General features: G+C 57.9%; 20 protein-coding genes. 10 read left to right on the top strand and 10 right to left on the bottom strand.

The window, feature by feature from the left end; genetic code table 11:
• Positions 1-7: 7 nt before the first annotated feature.
• Positions 8-1,054, top strand: a complete 1,047-nt coding sequence (gene holA / locus AC02Y0_RS19105; protein WP_476380498.1) for a DNA polymerase III subunit delta — start codon at positions 8-10, stop codon at positions 1,052-1,054.
• On the opposite strand, the gene AC02Y0_RS19100 is transcribed toward holA, so the two are convergent.
• From AC02Y0_RS19100 to hemE, 8 genes are all read right to left on the bottom strand, one after another.
• Positions 1,055-1,936: a ParB/RepB/Spo0J family partition protein gene (locus tag AC02Y0_RS19100; RefSeq protein WP_476380496.1), complete on the bottom strand. Its 882-nt coding sequence runs from the start codon at positions 1,934-1,936 to the stop codon at positions 1,055-1,057.
• A 21-nt stretch (positions 1,937-1,957) separates the two neighbouring features.
• Positions 1,958-2,752, bottom strand: coding sequence for a ParA family protein (locus AC02Y0_RS19095; protein ID WP_476380494.1), 795 nt, complete (start codon positions 2,750-2,752; stop codon positions 1,958-1,960).
• Positions 2,753-2,767: 15 nt separating this feature from the next.
• Positions 2,768-3,397 (bottom strand): 16S rRNA (guanine(527)-N(7))-methyltransferase RsmG, encoded by a 630-nt coding sequence (gene rsmG / locus AC02Y0_RS19090; protein ID WP_476380492.1) that lies wholly within the window; start codon positions 3,395-3,397, stop codon positions 2,768-2,770.
• A 1-nt stretch (position 3,398) separates the two neighbouring features.
• On the bottom strand, positions 3,399-5,270 hold the full coding sequence (gene mnmG / locus AC02Y0_RS19085; protein ID WP_476380490.1) for a tRNA uridine-5-carboxymethylaminomethyl(34) synthesis enzyme MnmG: 1,872 nt from the start codon (positions 5,268-5,270) through the stop codon (positions 3,399-3,401).
• 25 nt (positions 5,271-5,295) lie between these two features.
• Complete coding sequence (gene mnmE, locus AC02Y0_RS19080) at positions 5,296-6,618, bottom strand: tRNA uridine-5-carboxymethylaminomethyl(34) synthesis GTPase MnmE (RefSeq protein ID WP_476380488.1); 1,323 nt, start codon at positions 6,616-6,618, stop codon at positions 5,296-5,298.
• 51 nt (positions 6,619-6,669) lie between these two features.
• Positions 6,670-7,935: a transcription termination factor Rho gene (gene rho, locus AC02Y0_RS19075; protein ID WP_102021196.1), complete on the bottom strand. Its 1,266-nt coding sequence runs from the start codon at positions 7,933-7,935 to the stop codon at positions 6,670-6,672.
• A gap of 194 nt (positions 7,936-8,129) precedes the next feature.
• Positions 8,130-8,666: a protoporphyrinogen oxidase HemJ gene (hemJ, locus tag AC02Y0_RS19070; RefSeq protein ID WP_476380486.1), complete on the bottom strand. Its 537-nt coding sequence runs from the start codon at positions 8,664-8,666 to the stop codon at positions 8,130-8,132.
• Positions 8,667-8,668: 2 nt separating this feature from the next.
• A complete protein-coding gene (gene hemE / locus AC02Y0_RS19065; protein WP_476380484.1) occupies positions 8,669-9,700 on the bottom strand; it encodes a uroporphyrinogen decarboxylase in 1,032 nt (343 codons plus the stop codon).
• A 405-nt stretch (positions 9,701-10,105) separates the two neighbouring features.
• On the opposite strand from hemE, the gene AC02Y0_RS19060 reads away from it, so the two are divergent.
• From AC02Y0_RS19060 to dnaQ, 5 genes are read left to right on the top strand one after another with little or no spacing between them, the layout of a single operon-like run.
• Positions 10,106-10,927, top strand: coding sequence for a pyruvate, water dikinase regulatory protein (locus AC02Y0_RS19060; RefSeq protein ID WP_476380483.1), 822 nt, complete (start codon positions 10,106-10,108; stop codon positions 10,925-10,927).
• A 33-nt stretch (positions 10,928-10,960) separates the two neighbouring features.
• Positions 10,961-11,560: a Maf family protein gene (locus tag AC02Y0_RS19055; RefSeq protein ID WP_476380481.1), complete on the top strand. Its 600-nt coding sequence runs from the start codon at positions 10,961-10,963 to the stop codon at positions 11,558-11,560.
• Positions 11,553-12,413, top strand: a complete 861-nt coding sequence (locus AC02Y0_RS19050) for a shikimate dehydrogenase (RefSeq protein ID WP_476380479.1) — start codon at positions 11,553-11,555, stop codon at positions 12,411-12,413. Before AC02Y0_RS19055 ends, AC02Y0_RS19050 begins: the two co-directional genes overlap by 8 nt.
• Positions 12,410-13,015, top strand: a complete 606-nt coding sequence (coaE, locus tag AC02Y0_RS19045; RefSeq protein WP_476380478.1) for a dephospho-CoA kinase — start codon at positions 12,410-12,412, stop codon at positions 13,013-13,015. The genes AC02Y0_RS19050 and coaE overlap by 4 nt, the downstream gene beginning before the upstream one ends.
• Positions 13,008-13,709, top strand: a complete 702-nt coding sequence (gene dnaQ, locus AC02Y0_RS19040) for a DNA polymerase III subunit epsilon (RefSeq protein ID WP_476380476.1) — start codon at positions 13,008-13,010, stop codon at positions 13,707-13,709. The genes coaE and dnaQ overlap by 8 nt, the downstream gene beginning before the upstream one ends.
• A 51-nt stretch (positions 13,710-13,760) precedes the next feature.
• Here dnaQ and secB read toward each other — a convergent pair whose 3' ends face one another.
• Positions 13,761-14,237, bottom strand: a complete 477-nt coding sequence (secB, locus tag AC02Y0_RS19035) for a protein-export chaperone SecB (protein WP_476380474.1) — start codon at positions 14,235-14,237, stop codon at positions 13,761-13,763.
• Between the two features lie 89 nt (positions 14,238-14,326).
• Positions 14,327-14,830: an FxsA family protein gene (locus tag AC02Y0_RS19030; protein WP_476380472.1), complete on the bottom strand. Its 504-nt coding sequence runs from the start codon at positions 14,828-14,830 to the stop codon at positions 14,327-14,329.
• Between the two features lie 148 nt (positions 14,831-14,978).
• On the opposite strand from AC02Y0_RS19030, the gene AC02Y0_RS19025 reads away from it, so the two are divergent.
• Genes AC02Y0_RS19025 through AC02Y0_RS19010 form a run of 4 tightly spaced genes read left to right on the top strand, consistent with a single transcriptional unit; the run spans position 14,979 to position 17,715 of the window.
• Positions 14,979-15,677, top strand: a complete 699-nt coding sequence (locus AC02Y0_RS19025; protein WP_476380470.1) for a Tim44/TimA family putative adaptor protein — start codon at positions 14,979-14,981, stop codon at positions 15,675-15,677.
• Positions 15,674-16,792 carry a murein transglycosylase A gene (mltA, locus tag AC02Y0_RS19020; RefSeq protein WP_476380468.1) on the top strand — a complete coding sequence of 373 codons (1,119 nt, stop codon included), beginning with the start codon at positions 15,674-15,676 and terminating at the stop codon, positions 16,790-16,792. The genes AC02Y0_RS19025 and mltA overlap by 4 nt, the downstream gene beginning before the upstream one ends.
• Positions 16,793-17,353: a Smr/MutS family protein gene (locus AC02Y0_RS19015; protein ID WP_476380467.1), complete on the top strand. Its 561-nt coding sequence runs from the start codon at positions 16,793-16,795 to the stop codon at positions 17,351-17,353. It abuts the gene before it with no gap.
• Positions 17,350-17,715: a helix-turn-helix domain-containing protein gene (locus AC02Y0_RS19010; RefSeq protein WP_102021208.1), complete on the top strand. Its 366-nt coding sequence runs from the start codon at positions 17,350-17,352 to the stop codon at positions 17,713-17,715. Before AC02Y0_RS19015 ends, AC02Y0_RS19010 begins: the two co-directional genes overlap by 4 nt.
• Positions 17,716-17,785 lie beyond the last annotated feature (70 nt).

Below are 17,785 nucleotides of genomic sequence, written 5' to 3'. Positions count from 1 at the left end.
GGCGACCATGGTGGAAGTTAAATCCCACGAGTTTGATGGATTCCTGGCCAAGTCGGCCAGGCACTACAGGCTGGTTGTCGTCTATGGCCCCGACCGTGGGCTTGTGGCGGAGCGCGCGGCGCAGGTCGCTGCCACAACGGGCGTTGACCTAAGCGATGGGTTTGCTCTGATCAGGCTGGACGCATCTGATGTTCAATCGGATCCCGGTCGGCTGATCGACGAGGTGAACGCGTTTGGGCTCTTCGGCGGCGAGAAGCTGATATGGGTGCGCGGCGCTGCCAATGAAAAACAGTTGGTCGATGGGCTGGCGCATCTCGCCGCACATCCGCCGGAAGGAAGTTACCTGCTGATCGAAGCGGGGGACCTCAAGAAGGGCTCAGCCTTGCGCAAAGTTGCGGAAGGGGAGCGCAGCGTGGCTTGTATCGCCTGTTATCAGGACGATGCGAGAGCCTTGAATGCCTTGATAGACGCGGAGCTTGCCGCAGCGAACTTGCGGATCACGCCTGCTGCGCGCGAACTCTTGCTCGATTCCATCGGCGGCGATCGGATCGCGTCACGCAACGAGATCCAGAAGCTCCTTCTCTATTGCATGAATGACGATCTCATCGACGAAAAGCATGTCTTCGAGATCGTTGGAGACGCCAGCGCCGTCTCGACGGACGAGGTCGTCGATGCCGTGCTATCCGGCGACCCCGATGGCTTCCTGCATGCGATTCAAAAGGTCATAGCCTCCAAGACGGCCGTCTTTCTCGTGCTGCAAGGCACGATGAAGCAGGTCCAGTTGCTCGAGACGATGCGGATCGAAATGGAAGAGCGCCAGCAGCAGCCGGCGCAGGTTCTTCAAACCCTCGGGCGCGGCATCCATTTCAAACGGAAGCCGATCATCGAGAAAGCGTTACGGAACTGGAACAGTTCTGATCTGGCCCGCGAAGGGGCACGCCTCAACGTAGCAATTCTGCAGAGCCGTCAGAACGCAGCACTCGAAGACAATCTTGCCATCCAGACGCTGCTCGCAACGACGCTGCAATCCGCGCGCCGCAATCGCCGCGGCTGATTATCGGGCTTCCAGAAGCCTGCAGATCTCTTCGAGTTGGTCCAGCGTCTTGTAATTGATCTTGAGCTGCCCGCCGCCGCCCTTGTGATTGATAGAGACAGACAGACCCAGGCGATCCGAAAGGCTACGCTCCAAAGCAATCGTGTCCGAATCCTTGGATTCACGAACCTCGGTCGGGGCTGGCGCCTGCTGTGCCTTGATGTGGTTCTGAGCCAGCTTCTCGGCATCACGGACGGACAGGCCCTTCTGTGCGATCGTTTTCGCGAGAACGACTGGATCAGGCGTGGAAACCAGGGCACGCGCATGTCCGGCCGACAGGCTTCCATCCGCCAACATGTCGCGGACGGGATCGGGAAGCTTCAGCAGCCGAAGGCTGTTGGCCACATGGCTACGGCTTTTGCCGATGATCTCACCCAGATCATTCTGGGTATAGCCATGCTCGGCAATCAGCTGCTCATAGCCAAGCGCTTCTTCGAGGGGATTGAGGTCTGCACGCTGAACGTTTTCGACAATGGCCAGTTCGAGAGCAGTCCGATCATCAACATCACGGACGATGACGGGAATCTGGACAAGCCCGGCCAGCTGGGCCGCACGCCAACGACGCTCGCCTGCGATAATCTCGAAGCGGTCTGTTCCGACAGTGCGAACGACGACAGGCTGCACGATCCCATGCTGGCGAATGGAACCGGCGAGGTCCTGCAACTCGGCTTCATCGAAATAACGACGGGGGTTTCTCGGACTGCGAGCGACGAACTCGATTGGAACGGTACGATCCGGATTGACGGTCGGCCGCGCTTCGCCGGCGGGAACCGGTTGATCCATTTCACCGATCAACGCTGCCAGGCCGCGCCCGAGGCGGCGTTTCGATACGTCTTCGCTCATACTCACACCCTTGTACGAAGATTACGCGGCTTTTCGCTGCCGCTCGCGCTGAATGACCTCGGAAGCCAACTGCAGATATGCCTGACTACCCGCGCATTTCAGATCATAAAGGATAGCCGGCTTACCATAAGACGGCGCTTCCGATACCCGGACATTGCGGGGTATCAAGGTCGTGTAGACTTTTTCACCGAGATGCTCGCGAACGTCGCTCACCACCTGCTGAGCGAGGTTATTGCGGGAATCGAACATCGTCAGCACGATACCCTGGATATCCAGAGTAGGATTGACCGTCTGCCGGACCTGGTTGATCGTATCGAGGAGCTGGCTCAGACCCTCCAGCGCGAAGAACTCACACTGCAAGGGCACAAGCACGGAATGGGCTGCAGCCATGGCATTCATCGTCAACAGATTGAACGACGGCGGGCAATCGAGAAGAACATAACTGTAGGCACGCGCATCATCGAGATTGAGCGCCTTACGGAGGCGAAACACGCGATCGGACTGCTGTGAAATCTCCATCTCGAAGCCGAGAAGATCCATCGTTGAGGGGACGATGGACAGATTGGGCACAGCCGTGTCCAAGACTGCATCTGAGATCGAATGCGTACCGATCAGCACATCATAGGAGGACAGATGGCGATCTCGACGGTCGATTCCGAGGCCAGTACTCGCATTACCCTGGGGGTCGAGGTCGACGATGAGCACGCGCTCGCCGATGGCGGCCAGCGCGGTTGCCAGATTAATGGCCGTCGTGGTCTTCCCCACGCCGCCCTTTTGGTTGGCAATGGTAATGATACGGTTTTTCTCGAGACTCATTTGGCACCCGAAGCGTTAAACCCTGCGCGTCAGGGAGGCGATCTCTAGGATGACGGAATCTGCCTCGACCACGCTTTGATGTTTTATCAGATCAAAGTCCCAGCGACCACGCGCTTTATCGATTTCGGCCTGATAATCCCTGCCTTTATGAAAAACCAGGCGGAGATCGGGATTGGTTTCGGCCCAGGGCATAACATGGCCGAACAAGCTATCCAGGTCGGCAAGCGCCCTGGCGGAAATGAAATCCGGAGCGGCGAGCGACTTGACCGCCTCTTCGATCCTCACAGGGTGGACTTTGCCACGACCGCCCGTCTCGGTGAGGGCCATGCGCAGGAAGCTGCACTTCTTGTTGTTGCTCTCAACGAGATCAATCCAGCCGTCCTGGCTTTCCGCAAGAGTGATGGCGGTAATGATGCCAGGGAAGCCGCCACCGCTTCCAATATCGATCCAGCGTCCTGGTTGGGACACAATGTTTCGAATCTGCAACGAGTCGACGATATGGCGCGCCCAGACCTGTTCAATTGTCGAAGGGGCGATCAGATTTATGCGTGCAGCCCATTTCAGGAACAGGTCTGCAAACCGCTCGAGGCGTTCCTGCGTTTCACGTGAAACATCGATTCCGTAATCTCGAACTATAGATTTCATTTTACGAAGCCAATCGACCAATCGAGTTTTTGCGCAGATGTGCCACCAACAAAGCCACCGCCGCTGGCGTCATACCTTCGATACGGCTAGCCTGCGCCACATTGGCTGGGCGAAGTGCTGAGAGCTTTGACTTCAGCTCATTCGAAAGACCAGGCAACGCTTCGTAGCTGAACTCATCCGGAATCTGGCGCTCCTCTTCAGCGCGCAAACCGGCGACATCTGCAGACTGCCGTTCCAGATAAACATGGTAGAGACAATCAATCTCTACCGCGGCCGCGATCGTAGCATCTACGCTGGAGAGATCTGGCCAGGCACGGACGACGTCAGCCCAGGTGATATCGGGATAAGAGAGTATCTCGCGCGCTGAGCGACGGCGCCCGTCCTGATTCACACTCAGGCCGACCGCAGACATATCGTTTGGCGAAGCTGTCAGTGAGCCCAATCTGTCATAAAGACCAATACGCTGCTCTTGATATCGAGTGAACTTGGCCGCCCTGTCCGAGCGAACACAGCCGACAGCAAGGCCCAACGGGGTCAGGCGCATGTCAGCATTGTCAGCACGAAGCGAGAGCCGATATTCCGCCCGGGAGGTGAACATGCGGTAGGGCTCAGCGACCCCCCGCGATGTCAGGTCATCAATCATCACACCGATGTAGGAATCCGTGCGGCTGAACTTGACACCTGGTTCGTTGGCAGCAAACCGTGCTGCATTGATACCGGCGACCAGGCCCTGTGCCCCGGCTTCTTCATAACCCGTCGTGCCATTGATCTGCCCCGCAAGGAAGAGACCATTCGCGCCCTTCACGGCAAGACCGAGATCAAGTTGCTGCGGATCCACATAGTCATATTCAATTGCGTAGCCAGGCTGCAGAATTCGCACATTCTCCAGACCGGGAATGGAGCGGATGAAGAGCTCCTGGACATCCTCGGGTAGCGACGTGGATATCCCATTGGGATAAATCGTATCGTCGTCCAAGCCTTCCGGCTCGAGGAAGATCTGGTGGCCGTCACGATCGCCGAAACGGTTGATCTTGTCTTCGATCGACGGGCAATAGCGCGGGCCCACACCCTCGATCTGACCGGAATACATGGCGGACCGGTGGATATTTTCCCGAATGATTTCATGGGTTTGGGCAGTCGTACGCGTGATCCCGCAGGCGATCTGAGACGTGGTGATGGACTCCGTCATGAAGGAGAACGGCACGGGATCAGGATCAGCCTCCTGAAGCTCCAGCCCTTCCCAGCAGATCGTCTTTCTGTCGAGACGCGCCGGCGTACCGGTCTTCAGACGGCCGAGTTTCAGTCCAAGGTCGGCCAGATCATGGCTCAGGCCCAGGGCAGGTGACTCGCCAACCCGTCCAGCGGGAATTTTCCGATCACCAATATGAATGAGCCCGTTCAAGAACGTGCCGGTCGTCAAGACCACTGCCGAAGCTCGCAGGCGCCTTCCATCACCGAGCACAACGCCATTTATTTCGGATGAGTCACGAATGAGGGCTGTCACACCCCCCTCGATAACTTCAAGATTTTCGGTTTCCTGGATCAAGCGCTGAACCGCACGTCGGTAAAGCTTGCGATCTGCCTGTGTGCGGGGTCCCCAGACGGCAGGGCCTTTTTTCTTATTCAACATGCGGAACTGAATTCCGCCTTCATCGGCAGCGCGACCCATCAGACCGTCGAGTGCGTCGATCTCCCGAACCAAATGTCCTTTTCCAAGGCCGCCAATTGCCGGGTTGCAGGACATAACGCCAATTGTATCGGAGCGGTGGGTAACCAGAGCGGTTTTTGCTCCCATACGAGCAGCTGCCGCCGCAGCTTCCGTACCGGCATGGCCTCCACCGACAACGATTACATCAAAATCTCTCTGAGACATGTACAGTAAGCCTGTTTCACGTGAATCACTTGCCGACACAGAATTCGGAGAAGATTTTGCCCAAAAGCGTTTCGGTATCGATTCGACCAGTCACACGCGCCAACTCAACTGAAGCTAGCCGTAAATCCTCAGCTCGCAGCTCGAGGGGATAAGACACCCCGTCCAGAGCCGACCGCAAATGTTGAGATGCAGAGCGAAGCCGCTCTGCATGCCTCATACGGCTGGGAATTGCAAGACTGCCGACATTCGTACTGCTTCGCACGGCCTGCAGTAGATGGCTTCTCAACTCATTGAGACCCGCCCCAGTGGACGAGGAAACCGACACATCGAAGCGAATGGAGGGATCGACTTCCCCATCGACGAGATCAAGTTTCGACCCCACCCGCAGCCCGGCATACTCACTAGGGCCAATATCGCCAAGCGCGCTAAGATCTATAACATTGAGGACAAGATCGGCATCGCTGATCGTCTTCACCGCGCGACGTATGCCTTCGCGCTCAATAACATCGTCCGTATCTCTCAACCCGGCCGTATCGAACAGCTCGAACTTGTAGCCTTCAATATCCAGCTCGCATCTAACAATGTCTCTCGTTGTGCCGGCGATGGGGGTCACAATCGCGACATCCCTTTGCGCCAACGCGTTCATCAGGCTCGACTTGCCCGCGTTGGGTTTGCCGGCGAGCGCCACCCTGAAGCCATCACGCAAGATCTCACCAGCGCGCAGTTTGGAGAGTGCGTCGTCTACCTCACCCTTGAGCCTGGCGACTTCACTCCAGATCCGGTCCGACACGGAGCCGGGAATATCGCCTTCATCGCTGAAATCCAACTCTGCCTCAAGCATGGAGCGGGCAAAGACGAGCTTTTCACGCCAGCCTTCGTAAACGCTGGACAACTGACCGCTTGCCTGTTCGGCAGCCAGACGTCGCTGCATCTCGGTGTCTGCCGCCAGCAGGTCCGCCAAACCCTCGACTTCCACGAGATCCATCTTGCCATTCTCAAAGGCTCGCCGCGAGAACTCGCCTGCTTCAGCCAACCTGGCGCCATTGAATCCGGCTAATGAAGTCAGAACAGCGGTCACGACTGCACGCCCTCCGTGGAGATGCAGTTCAGCACAGTCCTCACCCGTGAAGGAATGAGGCCCCTGGAAGACAAGGACCAATCCACGATCGAGGAACATTCCATCGGGCGTGCGGATCGTGCGGAGGGCAGCTACACGCGGGGCAGGGAGTTCCCCTGCGAGGGCCCGTACCATAGTGAAAGCGGCCGGTCCGCTGATCCTCAGAACAGCAACACCGGCCGGCAAAGCACCAGAAGCCAAAGCAAAAATCGTGTCAGAGTGCGTGGTCACGAGACAACCTCAGCCGCTGAACGAAACCGACCGACTATCGCCGGTCGACATTCACGTATTCATGGAGTCGAAGAAATCGCCATTGTTCTTCGTCTGCTTGAGCTTGTCGATGAGGAACTCGATTGCATCGGTCGTTCCCATCGGTGCCAAGATGCGGCGCAGAACGAAGATCTTCTGCAGATCCTGGCGCGGTACGAGCAGGTCTTCCTTACGCGTGCCGGACTTGAGAATGTCCATGGACGGGAAGATACGCTTGTCGGCAACCTTGCGGTCCAGCACGATTTCCGAGTTACCGGTACCCTTGAATTCTTCGAAGATGACTTCGTCCATACGGCTGCCGGTGTCGATCAGAGCCGTGGCAATGATCGTCAGCGAGCCACCTTCTTCAATGTTACGCGCAGCACCGAAGAAGCGCTTCGGGCGCTGCAGTGCATTGGCGTCCACACCACCGGTCAGAACCTTGCCCGAAGACGGTACTACGGTGTTGTAAGCGCGGCCGAGGCGGGTGATCGAATCCAGCAGGATGACGACATCGCGGCCATGTTCGACAAGGCGCTTGGCCTTCTCGATGACCATTTCCGCGACTTGGACGTGCCGCACGGCGGGTTCGTCGAAGGTGGAGGAGACGACCTCACCCTTCACCGATCGCTGCATATCAGTCACTTCTTCCGGCCGCTCGTCGATCAGAAGAACGATCAGGTAGCATTCCGGATGATTGGCCGTGATGGAATGGGCGATGTTCTGGAGAAGAACTGTCTTACCCGTACGCGGCGGAGCAACGATCAGACCGCGCTGGCCCTTGCCGAGCGGTGCCACGAGATCGATGACGCGAGACGAAAGATCCTTCGATGTCGGAACATCGAGTTCCATCTTGAAGCGCTCGTTCGGATAGAGCGGCGTCAGGTTGTCGAAATGAACCTTATGGCGGATCTTTTCGGGATCCTCGAAATTGATCGTGTTGACCTTCAGGAGCGCGAAATAGCGTTCGCCTTCCTTCGGTCCCCGGATCGGGCCTTCGACTGTGTCACCGGTCTTCAGCGAGAAACGGCGGATCTGCGAGGGCGAGATGTAGATATCGTCAGGACCGGGCAGATAGTTTGCGTTTGCGGAGCGCAAGAAGCCGAAACCATCCTGCAGAACTTCCACCACGCCTTCGCCGATGATCTCCACATCCTGGCTCGCCAGCATCTTGAGGATCGCAAACATGAGCTCCTGCTTGCGCATCGTGCTCGCATTTTCAACTTCGAGCGATTCGGCAAACGTCAGAAGATCGGTCGGCGATTTGCTTTTGAGTTCTTGTAGCTTCATTTCAGCCATGAAGAGGGACCACGTCAGATAGAATTTTCAAGGGGAACGGCGAGCTGGTGGAATTCGGTACGATCGCGAAGGCCGCAAATGACTGAATAATACGCAAGCCAAAAGAGGGAGTGGCGCGAAAATAGCGACTCGCGGATTCGACCGCAAGCGAAAAGCCCGGGATCACGAAAATAATACGACCGTGCTGAAAATGCTCAGAAAGGTTTGACGACGGCAAGCACGACGATGAGGATCATCAGAAGGGTAGGGGCTTCGTTCATCATCCGCCAATAGCGAGGCGACCCAACATATTGGCCCCGGCCGAAAGATTTCACCGACTTGGCGAAATAGCCATGCACGCCAGAAAGCGCAAACACTGCGGCAATCTTCGCATGCAGCCAGCCACCCTGAAACCCAAAGACCTGCCAGGCGAGATAAAGGCCCAACACCCATGACACGACCATGGCAGGGTTCATGATCACGTTCATCAGACGGCTTTCCATCACGGAAAATGTCCGCGCCTGATCGGAGGCCGGATCGCAATCCGAATGATAGATGAACAGCCGCGGCAGATAGAGCATGCCGGCCATCCAGGAGATGATGGCAATCACGTGAAGCGCCTTGATCCAGGGATAAGCCTGGTCAAGTCCCGCCAGCATGATGCCACCACCCACGAGACCGAAAAACAGCAAGGCCGTGGCTGCCTTCCGCGCAGCGCGAGCTCCCGGCTTGGCATCGATCTGCTTTTCCATCGTCAGCCGAAACTCCGGACCTGTGCGACCAGTTCGGTGACATGCGCAGGATCTGCCTGCGGCGTAATCCCGTGGCCGAGATTGAAAATCAGAGGTCCATGTCCGAGAGACTGAAGGATGGCATCGATACCGTCCCTCAGAGCCACACCGCCCGCCACGACGCGCATCGGATCAAGGTTGCCCTGCACTGGGCCATCCTTTTGGAGCTCCACTGCAAAGCTCAACGGAATCGACCAGTCGAGACCGATCGCATCCGCATTCGTGTCCTGGCGATATCGCTTCAACAGGATCCCGGCGCCCTTGGCAAAGGCGATGACCTTGGCCTGCGGTCGACGGGATTTGACAAGATCGATGATGCGGCGAACGGGCCGAACTGCGAAGGCTTCGAACTCGGCCTCACCGAGCACGCCAGCCCAGGAATCGAAGATCTGAACCGCGTCTGCTCCAGCATCAATCTGGGCGACAAGGTAATCCGCAGAAACTTCCGCCAAAAAATCCAGCAGGCGTCGGAATGCCTCCGGATGACGATAGGCGAACAATCTCGCAGGCGCCTGGTCCGGTGTGCCGTGGCCAGCGATCATATAGGTCGCCACTGTCCAGGGCGCACCACAGAAGCCGAGCAGCGTGGTCTCAGCGGGAAGCTCTGCACGAAGACGCGCAACGGTCTCGATGACTGGCTTCAGGTGATCCATGACGCCGTCGGGTGACAGCTTGGCGATGCCATCGGCATCGATCGGATCCATCTGTGGCCCATGTCCCTCCGTGAAGGTGACATTCCGATGCAGTGCATCAGGGATGACCAGGATATCCGAGAACAGGATCGCCGCATCGAAGCCATAGCGCCGGATCGGCTGAAGCGTCACTTCGGTGGCGAACTCAGGCGAATAACAGAGATCGAGAAAGCTTCCGGCTTTCTGTCGCGTTTCCCGATATTCCGGAAGGTATCGGCCTGCCTGCCTCATGAGCCAGATCGGGGGCGGCGTCACCGTCTTCCCATTCAGAACGTCGAGGACTTTACGGTTCGGCGTGCTCAAGGCTCAGGCCCTTTCAATAAAGAAAAGATATATAGACTCTTCTTCTATTTCTAAGAGTCTCTGACTATCAAGGATTAATCCGGGATCACAGCTTGTTCCTTATGACGCGTGATCCGTCACAGCTCCCATCATCGCTCAGACGGCAATTTGGGGATAGTGGGGATAAGTCGAAATTAACCCGCGATTCCAGCGGCTTCAGTTTCACGCCAACGCGTTCTTAACCGGGGATCAGGAGTCGATCACCAAAGGATGACATCGTTTGATCACCGTTATTCACAACCCTCGCCAAACACATCCATCGTGGTGCGGGATTGTGGATAAATCGGCACTTTTCCCCTTGCCCCCCGGCCGTCGTCGCCGCTACCTCTGTTTATCCCAAACTATCAACAGGGTACGGTGAACAACGTGGAGAACCGGAAAAACTTCTTCCATCTCCACCTGATTTCTGACTCAACAGGTGAGACTCTCATCTCTGCAGGGCGCGCCGCAGCCGCGCAGTTTCGTGGATCCAATGCCATCGAGCATGTCTATCCGCTGATCCGCAGCAAAAAACAGATCAAGGCCCTGATCGACGCACTCGACCGAGAACCGGGCATCGTCCTCTATACGATTGTCGATCAGGACTTGGCGGCGCTGATCGAGACAGGGTGTCACGAGCTCGGTCTGCCCTGTGTCAACGTCTTGGCGCCGATCATCGAAAAGTTTCAAACCTATCTCGGAGCACCGTCGCGCGGCCGGGTGGGCGCCCAGCACGTGCTGAACGCCGACTACTTCGCACGCATCGAGGCGCTGAATTTCACGATGGACCATGATGATGGTCAGGCGCCGGAAGACTATGATCAGGCCGATGTCGTTATCATTGGGATCAGCAGGACGTCAAAGACGCCGACGAGCATTTACCTCGCCAACAGGGGTATCAAGACGGCAAACCTGCCGATCGTTCCTGGCGTGCCATTGCCCGACGGTCTCTTGAAGGCGACCCGGCCGCTCGTCGTCGGATTGATTGCAACATCAGACCGGATCTCTCAGGTGCGCGAGAACCGCATTCTGGGAACAACGCCAGGCTATGATCGAAGCGAATATGTCGATCGCGCGTCGATCACCGAAGAGCTGAAATATGCCCGCGCATTGTGCGCCCGCAACAACTGGCCGCTGATCGATGTCACCCGGCGATCGATCGAAGAGACGGCGGCGGCCATTGTTGCTCTCCGTCCGAAGCCGCGCTAATCCACGTCTATTGCTATCATCAAGGTATCTATCATGGGTTCACCTTTGATCCTGGCGTCCGGCAGCAAGACCCGCCAGGCGCTTCTGAAGAATGCGGGGCTGCAGTTTCTGGCAGTCCCGGCTGCGGTGGACGAACGCGCCATAGAAGAGAACCTGCCGCTGGCGGGTCGGGATCCGGTTTCGGTCGCGTGCCACCTTGCACTCGCCAAGGCCATCGAAGTATCCCAGCGTCATCCAGGCGCCTACGTAGTCGGCTGCGACCAGACAATGTCGCTCGGCGATCAGATCTTCCACAAGGCAGCGTCTGTCGACGAGGCACGGGATACCCTCACGCAGCTGAGGGGCAAGGCGCATTTTCTGAACAGCGCCGTATGCCTCGTGCGAGACGGAGAGTTGCTGTGGAGCGAGGTGGTTCGCGCCTGCATGCAAGTTCGGGACTTCTCGGATGCATTCCTTGATGGCTATATGGAGCGCAACGGCGAGACGATCCTCTCCAGCGTCGGCTGCTACCAGCTCGAAGGGGAGGGCATCCAACTCTTCGATGCTATCGGAGGTGACTACTTCACGATCCTCGGCTTGCCGCTTCTTCCGCTCCTCGAGGCCCTGCGTGAACACGAGATTAACCATGCGTGATTCACGTGAAACATTTTCGCCGTGTGCATTTGTCGCCGGCTATCCGATTAAGCATTCGCGCTCGCCACTCATCCATGGGCACTGGCTGAAGACATATGACCTACCTGGCTCCTACGAGAAAATCGCAGTGGAGCCCGATCGGTTTGCGGAATTCGTCAATGCGCTGAAGCAGGAGACGATTTCGTTTTGCGGCGGCAATGTCACGATCCCGCATAAGGAAGCCGCGTGCCGGCTTGCGGATCGAGTAGATCCGATCGCCGAGGAACTCGGTGCAGCCAATACCTTGTGGCGCAAGGACGGGCTTCTGCATGCCACCAATACCGATGGCATCGGCTTCATCGCCAATCTCGACACGCAGCATCCTGGCTGGGACCGGGCAGAACGCGCTGTTGTTCTGGGGGCAGGGGGCGCCAGCAGGGCGATCCTTCAGTCGCTTCGCGACCGCGGTATTTCTGAAATCTACGTGGTCAACAGGACCATCAACCGCGCACGTGAACTGGTCGACCGTTTTGGTGGACAGCTTGAGGCTCATGGCATGGAGGCTCTCGATTCACTTCTCGATGGCGCCGGCCTTTTTGTGAACACCTCGTCTCTTGGCATGGATGGCGCACCAGCTCCTCACCTGCCGTTCCAAAAGATGAAGAGCGATGGCCTGGTCACCGACATTGTCTATGTCCCCCTGATGACTCCCTTTCTGTTGCAGGCCAAAGAGGCGGGCCTTGCCACCGTCGATGGACTGGGCATGCTTCTGCACCAGGCGGCGCCGGGATTTGAAAAATGGTTCGGGAAAAAACCGGAAGTCACGCAGGAACTGCGGCAGATCGTTCTTGATGATATCGAGGCACATGCATGATCGTCATCGGACTGACCGGATCGATCGGCATGGGAAAGACAACGACAGCGGGGCTGTTCGCTGATGAAGGCGTTCCCGTCAACGATTCAGATCAGGTCGTGCATGACCTATACCGGTCTGATACCGTCGCTCCGATTGCCGAGCTTTTTCCCGATGTAGTCGTGGAAGGCGTCGTTGATCGGGCTAAGCTCTCTGAGAATCTGGCGAAGAATCCGGCTAAGTTCCGAGATCTTGAGGCTATCGTGCATCCGCTGGTCCGCGCACGCGAGGCAGCCTTCCTGGAGAAACAACGGGAGTTGGGGTGTTCAATCGTTGTGCTCGACATACCGCTCCTGTTCGAGACGGGTGCCGACGCCAGAGTGGATAAGGTGGTGGTCGTGACTTGCGAGCCGGAGGTCCAAAGACAACGTGTTCTGTCACGGCCGGGCATGACGGAAGAGAAATTTGCGCTCATCCTCTCGCGTCAAACACCGGATGCGGAGAAGCGCGTGCGTGCGGACTACGTCATTGATACCGGCCACGGCATTGACATGGCGCGCGAGCAGGTCAAGACGATCGTGAGAGAGTTACACGAGCAGGCGGAGCAGACGAACCATGCGTGAGATCATCTTCGACACGGAAACAACCGGCCTCGACAACAAAGCCGATCGTGTCATTGAAATCGGCGGCATCGAGTTGATGAACCACTTCCCGACCGGCCGTACCTTTCATGTCTACATCAACCCCGGCGACCGCAAGGTTCACCCGGATGCCCTTGCGGTCCACGGCATCACGGATGACTTCCTGAAAGACAAGCCACCATTCGCGGGCATTGTTGCGGAGCTGCAGGAATTCTTCGACGGAGCGAAGTGGATCGCGCACAACGCGACATTCGATATGGGCTTCATCAATGCGGAATTCGACCGGTTGGGCCTTCCGCCCGTTCCCGGCGATATGGTCATCGATACGCTTTCGCTCGCCCGCCGGAAACATCCGATGGGTCCGAATTCGCTGGATGCCCTGTGCCGTCGTTATGGGATCGACAACTCGCATCGTACCAAGCACGGCGCCTTGCTCGACTCCGAACTTCTGGCCGAAGTCTATATCGAGATGCTCGGCGGTCGGCAGGCGGCGCTCGGGCTTACCAGTGTCGAAACGCGGCGCAACCAGACTGACGAAGTCACCGATGTCATCGAGATCAGCTATGAGCGGCCTCGGGCACTTGCTCCGCGGCTCTCTCCCTCCGAGGTGGAAGGTCACGGCGGACTTGTCGCCCGCCTTGGGGCTAAGGCGATCTGGTCCAAATACAGCGCATGAAAAAGGGCCCGATCAAGGGCCCTTTCCATATTTGCTGACTGCAGCAGTTTCTCAGTTCGGAGCCGACTGGCTCTGCGGGCGCGACTGTTCTTCCGAAACGCGCTGCGCAAACATCTGCGCAAAATCGATCGGATCGATCATCAGCGGCGGGAAACCGCCGTTGCGGGTAGCGTCCGCGATGATCTGGCGGGCAAAGGGGAAGAGCAGGCGCGGGCACTCGATGAAGAGAACCGGCAGCATGTGTTCCTGCGGGAAGCCGGAAATCCGGAAGACGCCGCCATAGACCAGCTCGGTGACGAAGACCACCTTGTCGCCATCCTTGGCTTCTGCATTCAGAGCCAGGACGACATCGAAGTCGGTGTCGGACAGCGGATTGGCATTGACGTTGACATTGATGTTGATGGCCGGCGCCTTGTCGCGCGCCTGAAGCGATCGCGGTGCACCCGGATTTTCAAAGGAGAAATCCTTGATGTACTGGGCGAGAATATTGAGGGAAGGAGAAGTCGTTCCCTGATTGTTGTCGGCCATAGGGCGTGTCCTTGAAGATGAATTGCTAAGGCCATCTAACATTTGAAACTTCACCTTACAACCCTGCGGCCCGGCAGGGGCAGGGCATGTCAGTCGCGGCCGATCCGAGGATCGCGCCAGGGTGAGTCGGGCCTTGCGGAGTTCGGATTGCTCTCTCTTTGAAACTCGTCGTCACCGAGGTCGACGACATTTTCATCGGCCGGACGGGTTGTGCGAAAACCACTGCCTGAAAAAGCGCTCCGAACGACGAGACGCGGCTTAATCAAGCGCCAGGCGAGGACGCGGAGGAAGGGGAGGAAGAGCAGAATGCCAATTATGTCGCCGAAGAAGCCGGGCACGATAAGCAGGAAGGCCGCAACGACGAGAAGTGCCGCATGAACCAGTTCGCGTCCCGGGTCGACGCCTCTCTGAGCCTCGCTTTGCAGGCGGCGCAAGATGCCAGCTCCCTGGAAGCGCAACAGCGCTACACCGACAACGGCCGACAGGATGATCAGCCCGAGCGTGGGCAGAACGCCAATCGCCTGACCAACGATGATGAAGCTGGCGATCTCGATGAGCGGTGCGATCAGAAAGATCACCAGTGGCAGGCGCATGTATCACTCCAAACGCCATTGTGATCCCGATATCGCAACAGTCGGCGGAAACTCGCTGCAAAGAATGCGCATCGCCATTTGAATGATGCGGCACTGAAGACTATATGGGAGAACGAAAAATCAAATTCAATCAAGCCTGGCGGTATTCATGGGATCTAGCGATTTCGTTACATTGTTCTTCCTGGTGGCCGCGGTCCTGATCTTTTTTCAGCTTCGCAGTGTGCTCGGACGTCGTACGGGCAGCGAAAAGCCACCCTTCGATCCCTTTGCTCAGCGCGATCTGTCCAAGGCGTCGGAGCGTGACGACGGCAAGGTTGTGACCCTGCCGCGCCGCGAGGAAGCGACAGGTGAGGAGCGCTTCGGTGCAGTAGACGCTTATGCGCCGGCTGGCACGCCTCTCAATGATCAGCTTCGCGAACTACTCAGCCACGATCCGAGCTTCAGCCCTAAGGAATTCCTGAACGGCGCCAAGATTGCTTACGAGATGATCGTGATGGCCTATGCGGATGGCGATCGCAAAGCCCTGAAGGGCCTGCTGTCTCGCGAAGTCCTTGAGGGCTTCGAGAGCGCGATTGCCGACCGCGAAAGCAGGGGCGAAACCGTGAGGTCGACCTTTGTCGGGATCGAGAAGGCAGAAATCACCCAGGCTTCGGCACGAGACAACGAAGAGCAGGTCACCGTTCGAATTGTCAGCCAGCTGATTACGGCCACTTTCGATAAGGAAGGGACCATGATCGATGGCGACGCCGAGGCGGTGTCAGAGGTCAACGATGTCTGGACATTCGCACGTGATGTTCGTTCGCGTGACCCGAACTGGAAGCTGATTGCGACCGAAGCGGAACAATGACGGAGGTCGGTTCCGCCTTTCGCCTGAAGCCCGTCTCCTTCGAGGATATCCCGGGCTGGCGCTTCGATGACCCATCGTCTCTCTGGACTGCCATGGCCGACTGCGGGAATTACCTGCGGTCGGTCAAACCGTATAAGGCGGGTTCACTCGGCCTAACTGCCGATGATCTGCTGCCTCTTCTTGAGCGCGCTGGCAGTTTGAATTCTGTCTCTGCCGGTGATGCGCGATCATTCTTCGAGCAAGAGACGCAGGCTTTTCTGATCGAGCCCACGAGCACTCAATCGGGGCTCGTCACGGCTTTTTACGAGCCGGAAGTGGCCGTCAGCGACGTTCGGGATGATGAATTCTCCTATCCCTTCTATCGCCGCCCCCTGGATCTGGTTGATGTCGATGACAGCAATCGTCCCGATCACCTCGATCCGTCTTATGCCTTCGCCTTGCAGTCGGGTGATGGGATCCAGCTCTATCCGGATCGACGCGCGATCGACGAAGGCTGGCTCGACGGTCGAAACCTTGAGATTGCCTGGGCTCGCTCGAAGGTCGATGTCTTCTTTGCCCATGTCCAGGGTGCAGCGCGTTTGCGATATCCGGATGGCCGGCTTCGGCGCATCACCTATGCCGCAAAAGCCGGACATCCTTTCTCGGGTATCGGCCGTCTGCTGATCGATCTTGGCGAGATCCCGGAAGCGGCAATTTCGATGCAGTCGATCCGGGCCTGGCTGGCTGACCATCCTGAGCGGGTGCACGAGATCCTGTGGCACAACAGATCCTACATCTTCTTTCGCGAGGCAGAGGTCGATGATCTCACCCGCGGCCCGATTGCTGCGGCCAAGGTGCCGCTGATCGCCGGACGGTCGCTCGCGGTCGATCGCCAGATCCACACCTTCGGCTTTCCCTTCTTCATCCATGCCAAGGGTCTCACCCATATGGATGGAGGGCGTGATTTTGCCCGCACCATGTTGGCGCTCGATACCGGCTCTGCGATCGTCGGCCCGGCTCGTGGAGATATCTTCACCGGGTCTGGCGATGAGGCCGGCGAACTCGCCGGCGCCGTGCGTAGTGCGGCGGATTTCTATATACTGATCCCGAAGCAGGCGGCAGAGAGGTTCTTCTGAGTGTCGGGTGGATCAAAGCTCAATCCGGAAGATCGTGTCCTCTGGGGCAAGGTCGCACGCTCCACCCGCCCCATGCCCGGGCGGATGGAAGACCTTTTGAGCTTCGAGGAGCAGTTCGAGACACCGGTCGAGGAAAAGGATGTGCCCGCGCTCAACCGCGCTGCCTTGTCGTCGTCTGCAGTCAGCAGTGAGGGCGATCGCAAGCCAGCCCAGCATGCGCACCACCCCTTGGAAAAACCGGTCAAGCGCAAGCTCTCCCGTGGTCATCTGGCACTCGAAGCACGCATCGATCTGCACGGCCTGATCCAGAGCGAGGCCCATGGCATGTTGCTGGACTTCCTGATCCGCGCGCATGAGCGTGGGCTGCGCCACGTCCTGGTCATTACCGGCAAGGGCAGCTCGCTCGGCAGCGAAGGCGCATTGAAGCGTGCAGTCCCGCTCTGGTTCGCGATGCCCGAGTTCCGTTTCATCATCTCGTCCTATGAGCCGGCAGCACGGCATCATGGTGGGGAGGGCGCCCTCTATGTGCGGCTGTCCCGCCGCGGGCAGGATCGTCGATGACGCCCTTCGGCGACGCCTTGCGGCAGCTGCGGGAACGCAAGGGCGTGTCCCAGAAGGAGATGGCTGCCGCTATCGGCGTATCGCCTGCCTACCTCTCGGCACTTGAGCACGGCAAGCGTGGCTTGCCGAATTTCGACTTCCTTCAGCGGGTGGCCGGATACTTCAATATCATCTGGGATGAGGCTGAGGAGCTTTTCTCTGTGGCCGGTCGTTCAGACCCGAGGGTCGTCATCGATACCTCCGGTATGAAGCCCGAATACACCGCATTCGCCAACGATCTTTCGAAGCTGATTCGCCAGCTCTCTCCGGATGTGATACGAGACATGCAGGATATTCTGGATGGCGCCAAAAAACGGCCGTGATGGGGTTGAAAAGCCCTCTCTATCCACCAGAAACAACGCCCTCGCCTTTGGAACTCAGGCCAAAACCCCT

The sequence above is a fragment of the Allorhizobium sp. nf9_anc genome (assembly GCF_056323085.1).
Note: the sequence above shows the minus strand (reverse complement) of the source record. Positions and strands in the feature narration are given on the sequence as shown.

Coding starts and splice junctions, on each gene's coding strand:
- holA (WP_476380498.1), top strand. CDS start 8: ATGGTGGAAGTTAAATCCCACGAGTTTGATGGATTCCTGGCCAAGTCG.
- AC02Y0_RS19100 (WP_476380496.1), bottom strand. CDS start 1,936: ATGAGCGAAGACGTATCGAAACGCCGCCTCGGGCGCGGCCTGGCAGCG.
- AC02Y0_RS19095 (WP_476380494.1), bottom strand. CDS start 2,752: ATGAGTCTCGAGAAAAACCGTATCATTACCATTGCCAACCAAAAGGGC.
- rsmG (WP_476380492.1), bottom strand. CDS start 3,397: ATGAAATCTATAGTTCGAGATTACGGAATCGATGTTTCACGTGAAACG.
- mnmG (WP_476380490.1), bottom strand. CDS start 5,270: ATGTCTCAGAGAGATTTTGATGTAATCGTTGTCGGTGGAGGCCATGCC.
- rho (WP_102021196.1), bottom strand. CDS start 7,935: ATGGCTGAAATGAAGCTACAAGAACTCAAAAGCAAATCGCCGACCGAT.
- hemJ (WP_476380486.1), bottom strand. CDS start 8,666: ATGGAAAAGCAGATCGATGCCAAGCCGGGAGCTCGCGCTGCGCGGAAG.
- AC02Y0_RS19055 (WP_476380481.1), top strand. CDS start 10,961: ATGGGTTCACCTTTGATCCTGGCGTCCGGCAGCAAGACCCGCCAGGCG.
- AC02Y0_RS19050 (WP_476380479.1), top strand. CDS start 11,553: ATGCGTGATTCACGTGAAACATTTTCGCCGTGTGCATTTGTCGCCGGC.
- coaE (WP_476380478.1), top strand. CDS start 12,410: ATGATCGTCATCGGACTGACCGGATCGATCGGCATGGGAAAGACAACG.
- dnaQ (WP_476380476.1), top strand. CDS start 13,008: ATGCGTGAGATCATCTTCGACACGGAAACAACCGGCCTCGACAACAAA.
- secB (WP_476380474.1), bottom strand. CDS start 14,237: ATGGCCGACAACAATCAGGGAACGACTTCTCCTTCCCTCAATATTCTC.
- AC02Y0_RS19030 (WP_476380472.1), bottom strand. CDS start 14,830: ATGCGCCTGCCACTGGTGATCTTTCTGATCGCACCGCTCATCGAGATC.
- AC02Y0_RS19025 (WP_476380470.1), top strand. CDS start 14,979: ATGGGATCTAGCGATTTCGTTACATTGTTCTTCCTGGTGGCCGCGGTC.
- mltA (WP_476380468.1), top strand. CDS start 15,674: ATGACGGAGGTCGGTTCCGCCTTTCGCCTGAAGCCCGTCTCCTTCGAG.
- AC02Y0_RS19010 (WP_102021208.1), top strand. CDS start 17,350: ATGACGCCCTTCGGCGACGCCTTGCGGCAGCTGCGGGAACGCAAGGGC.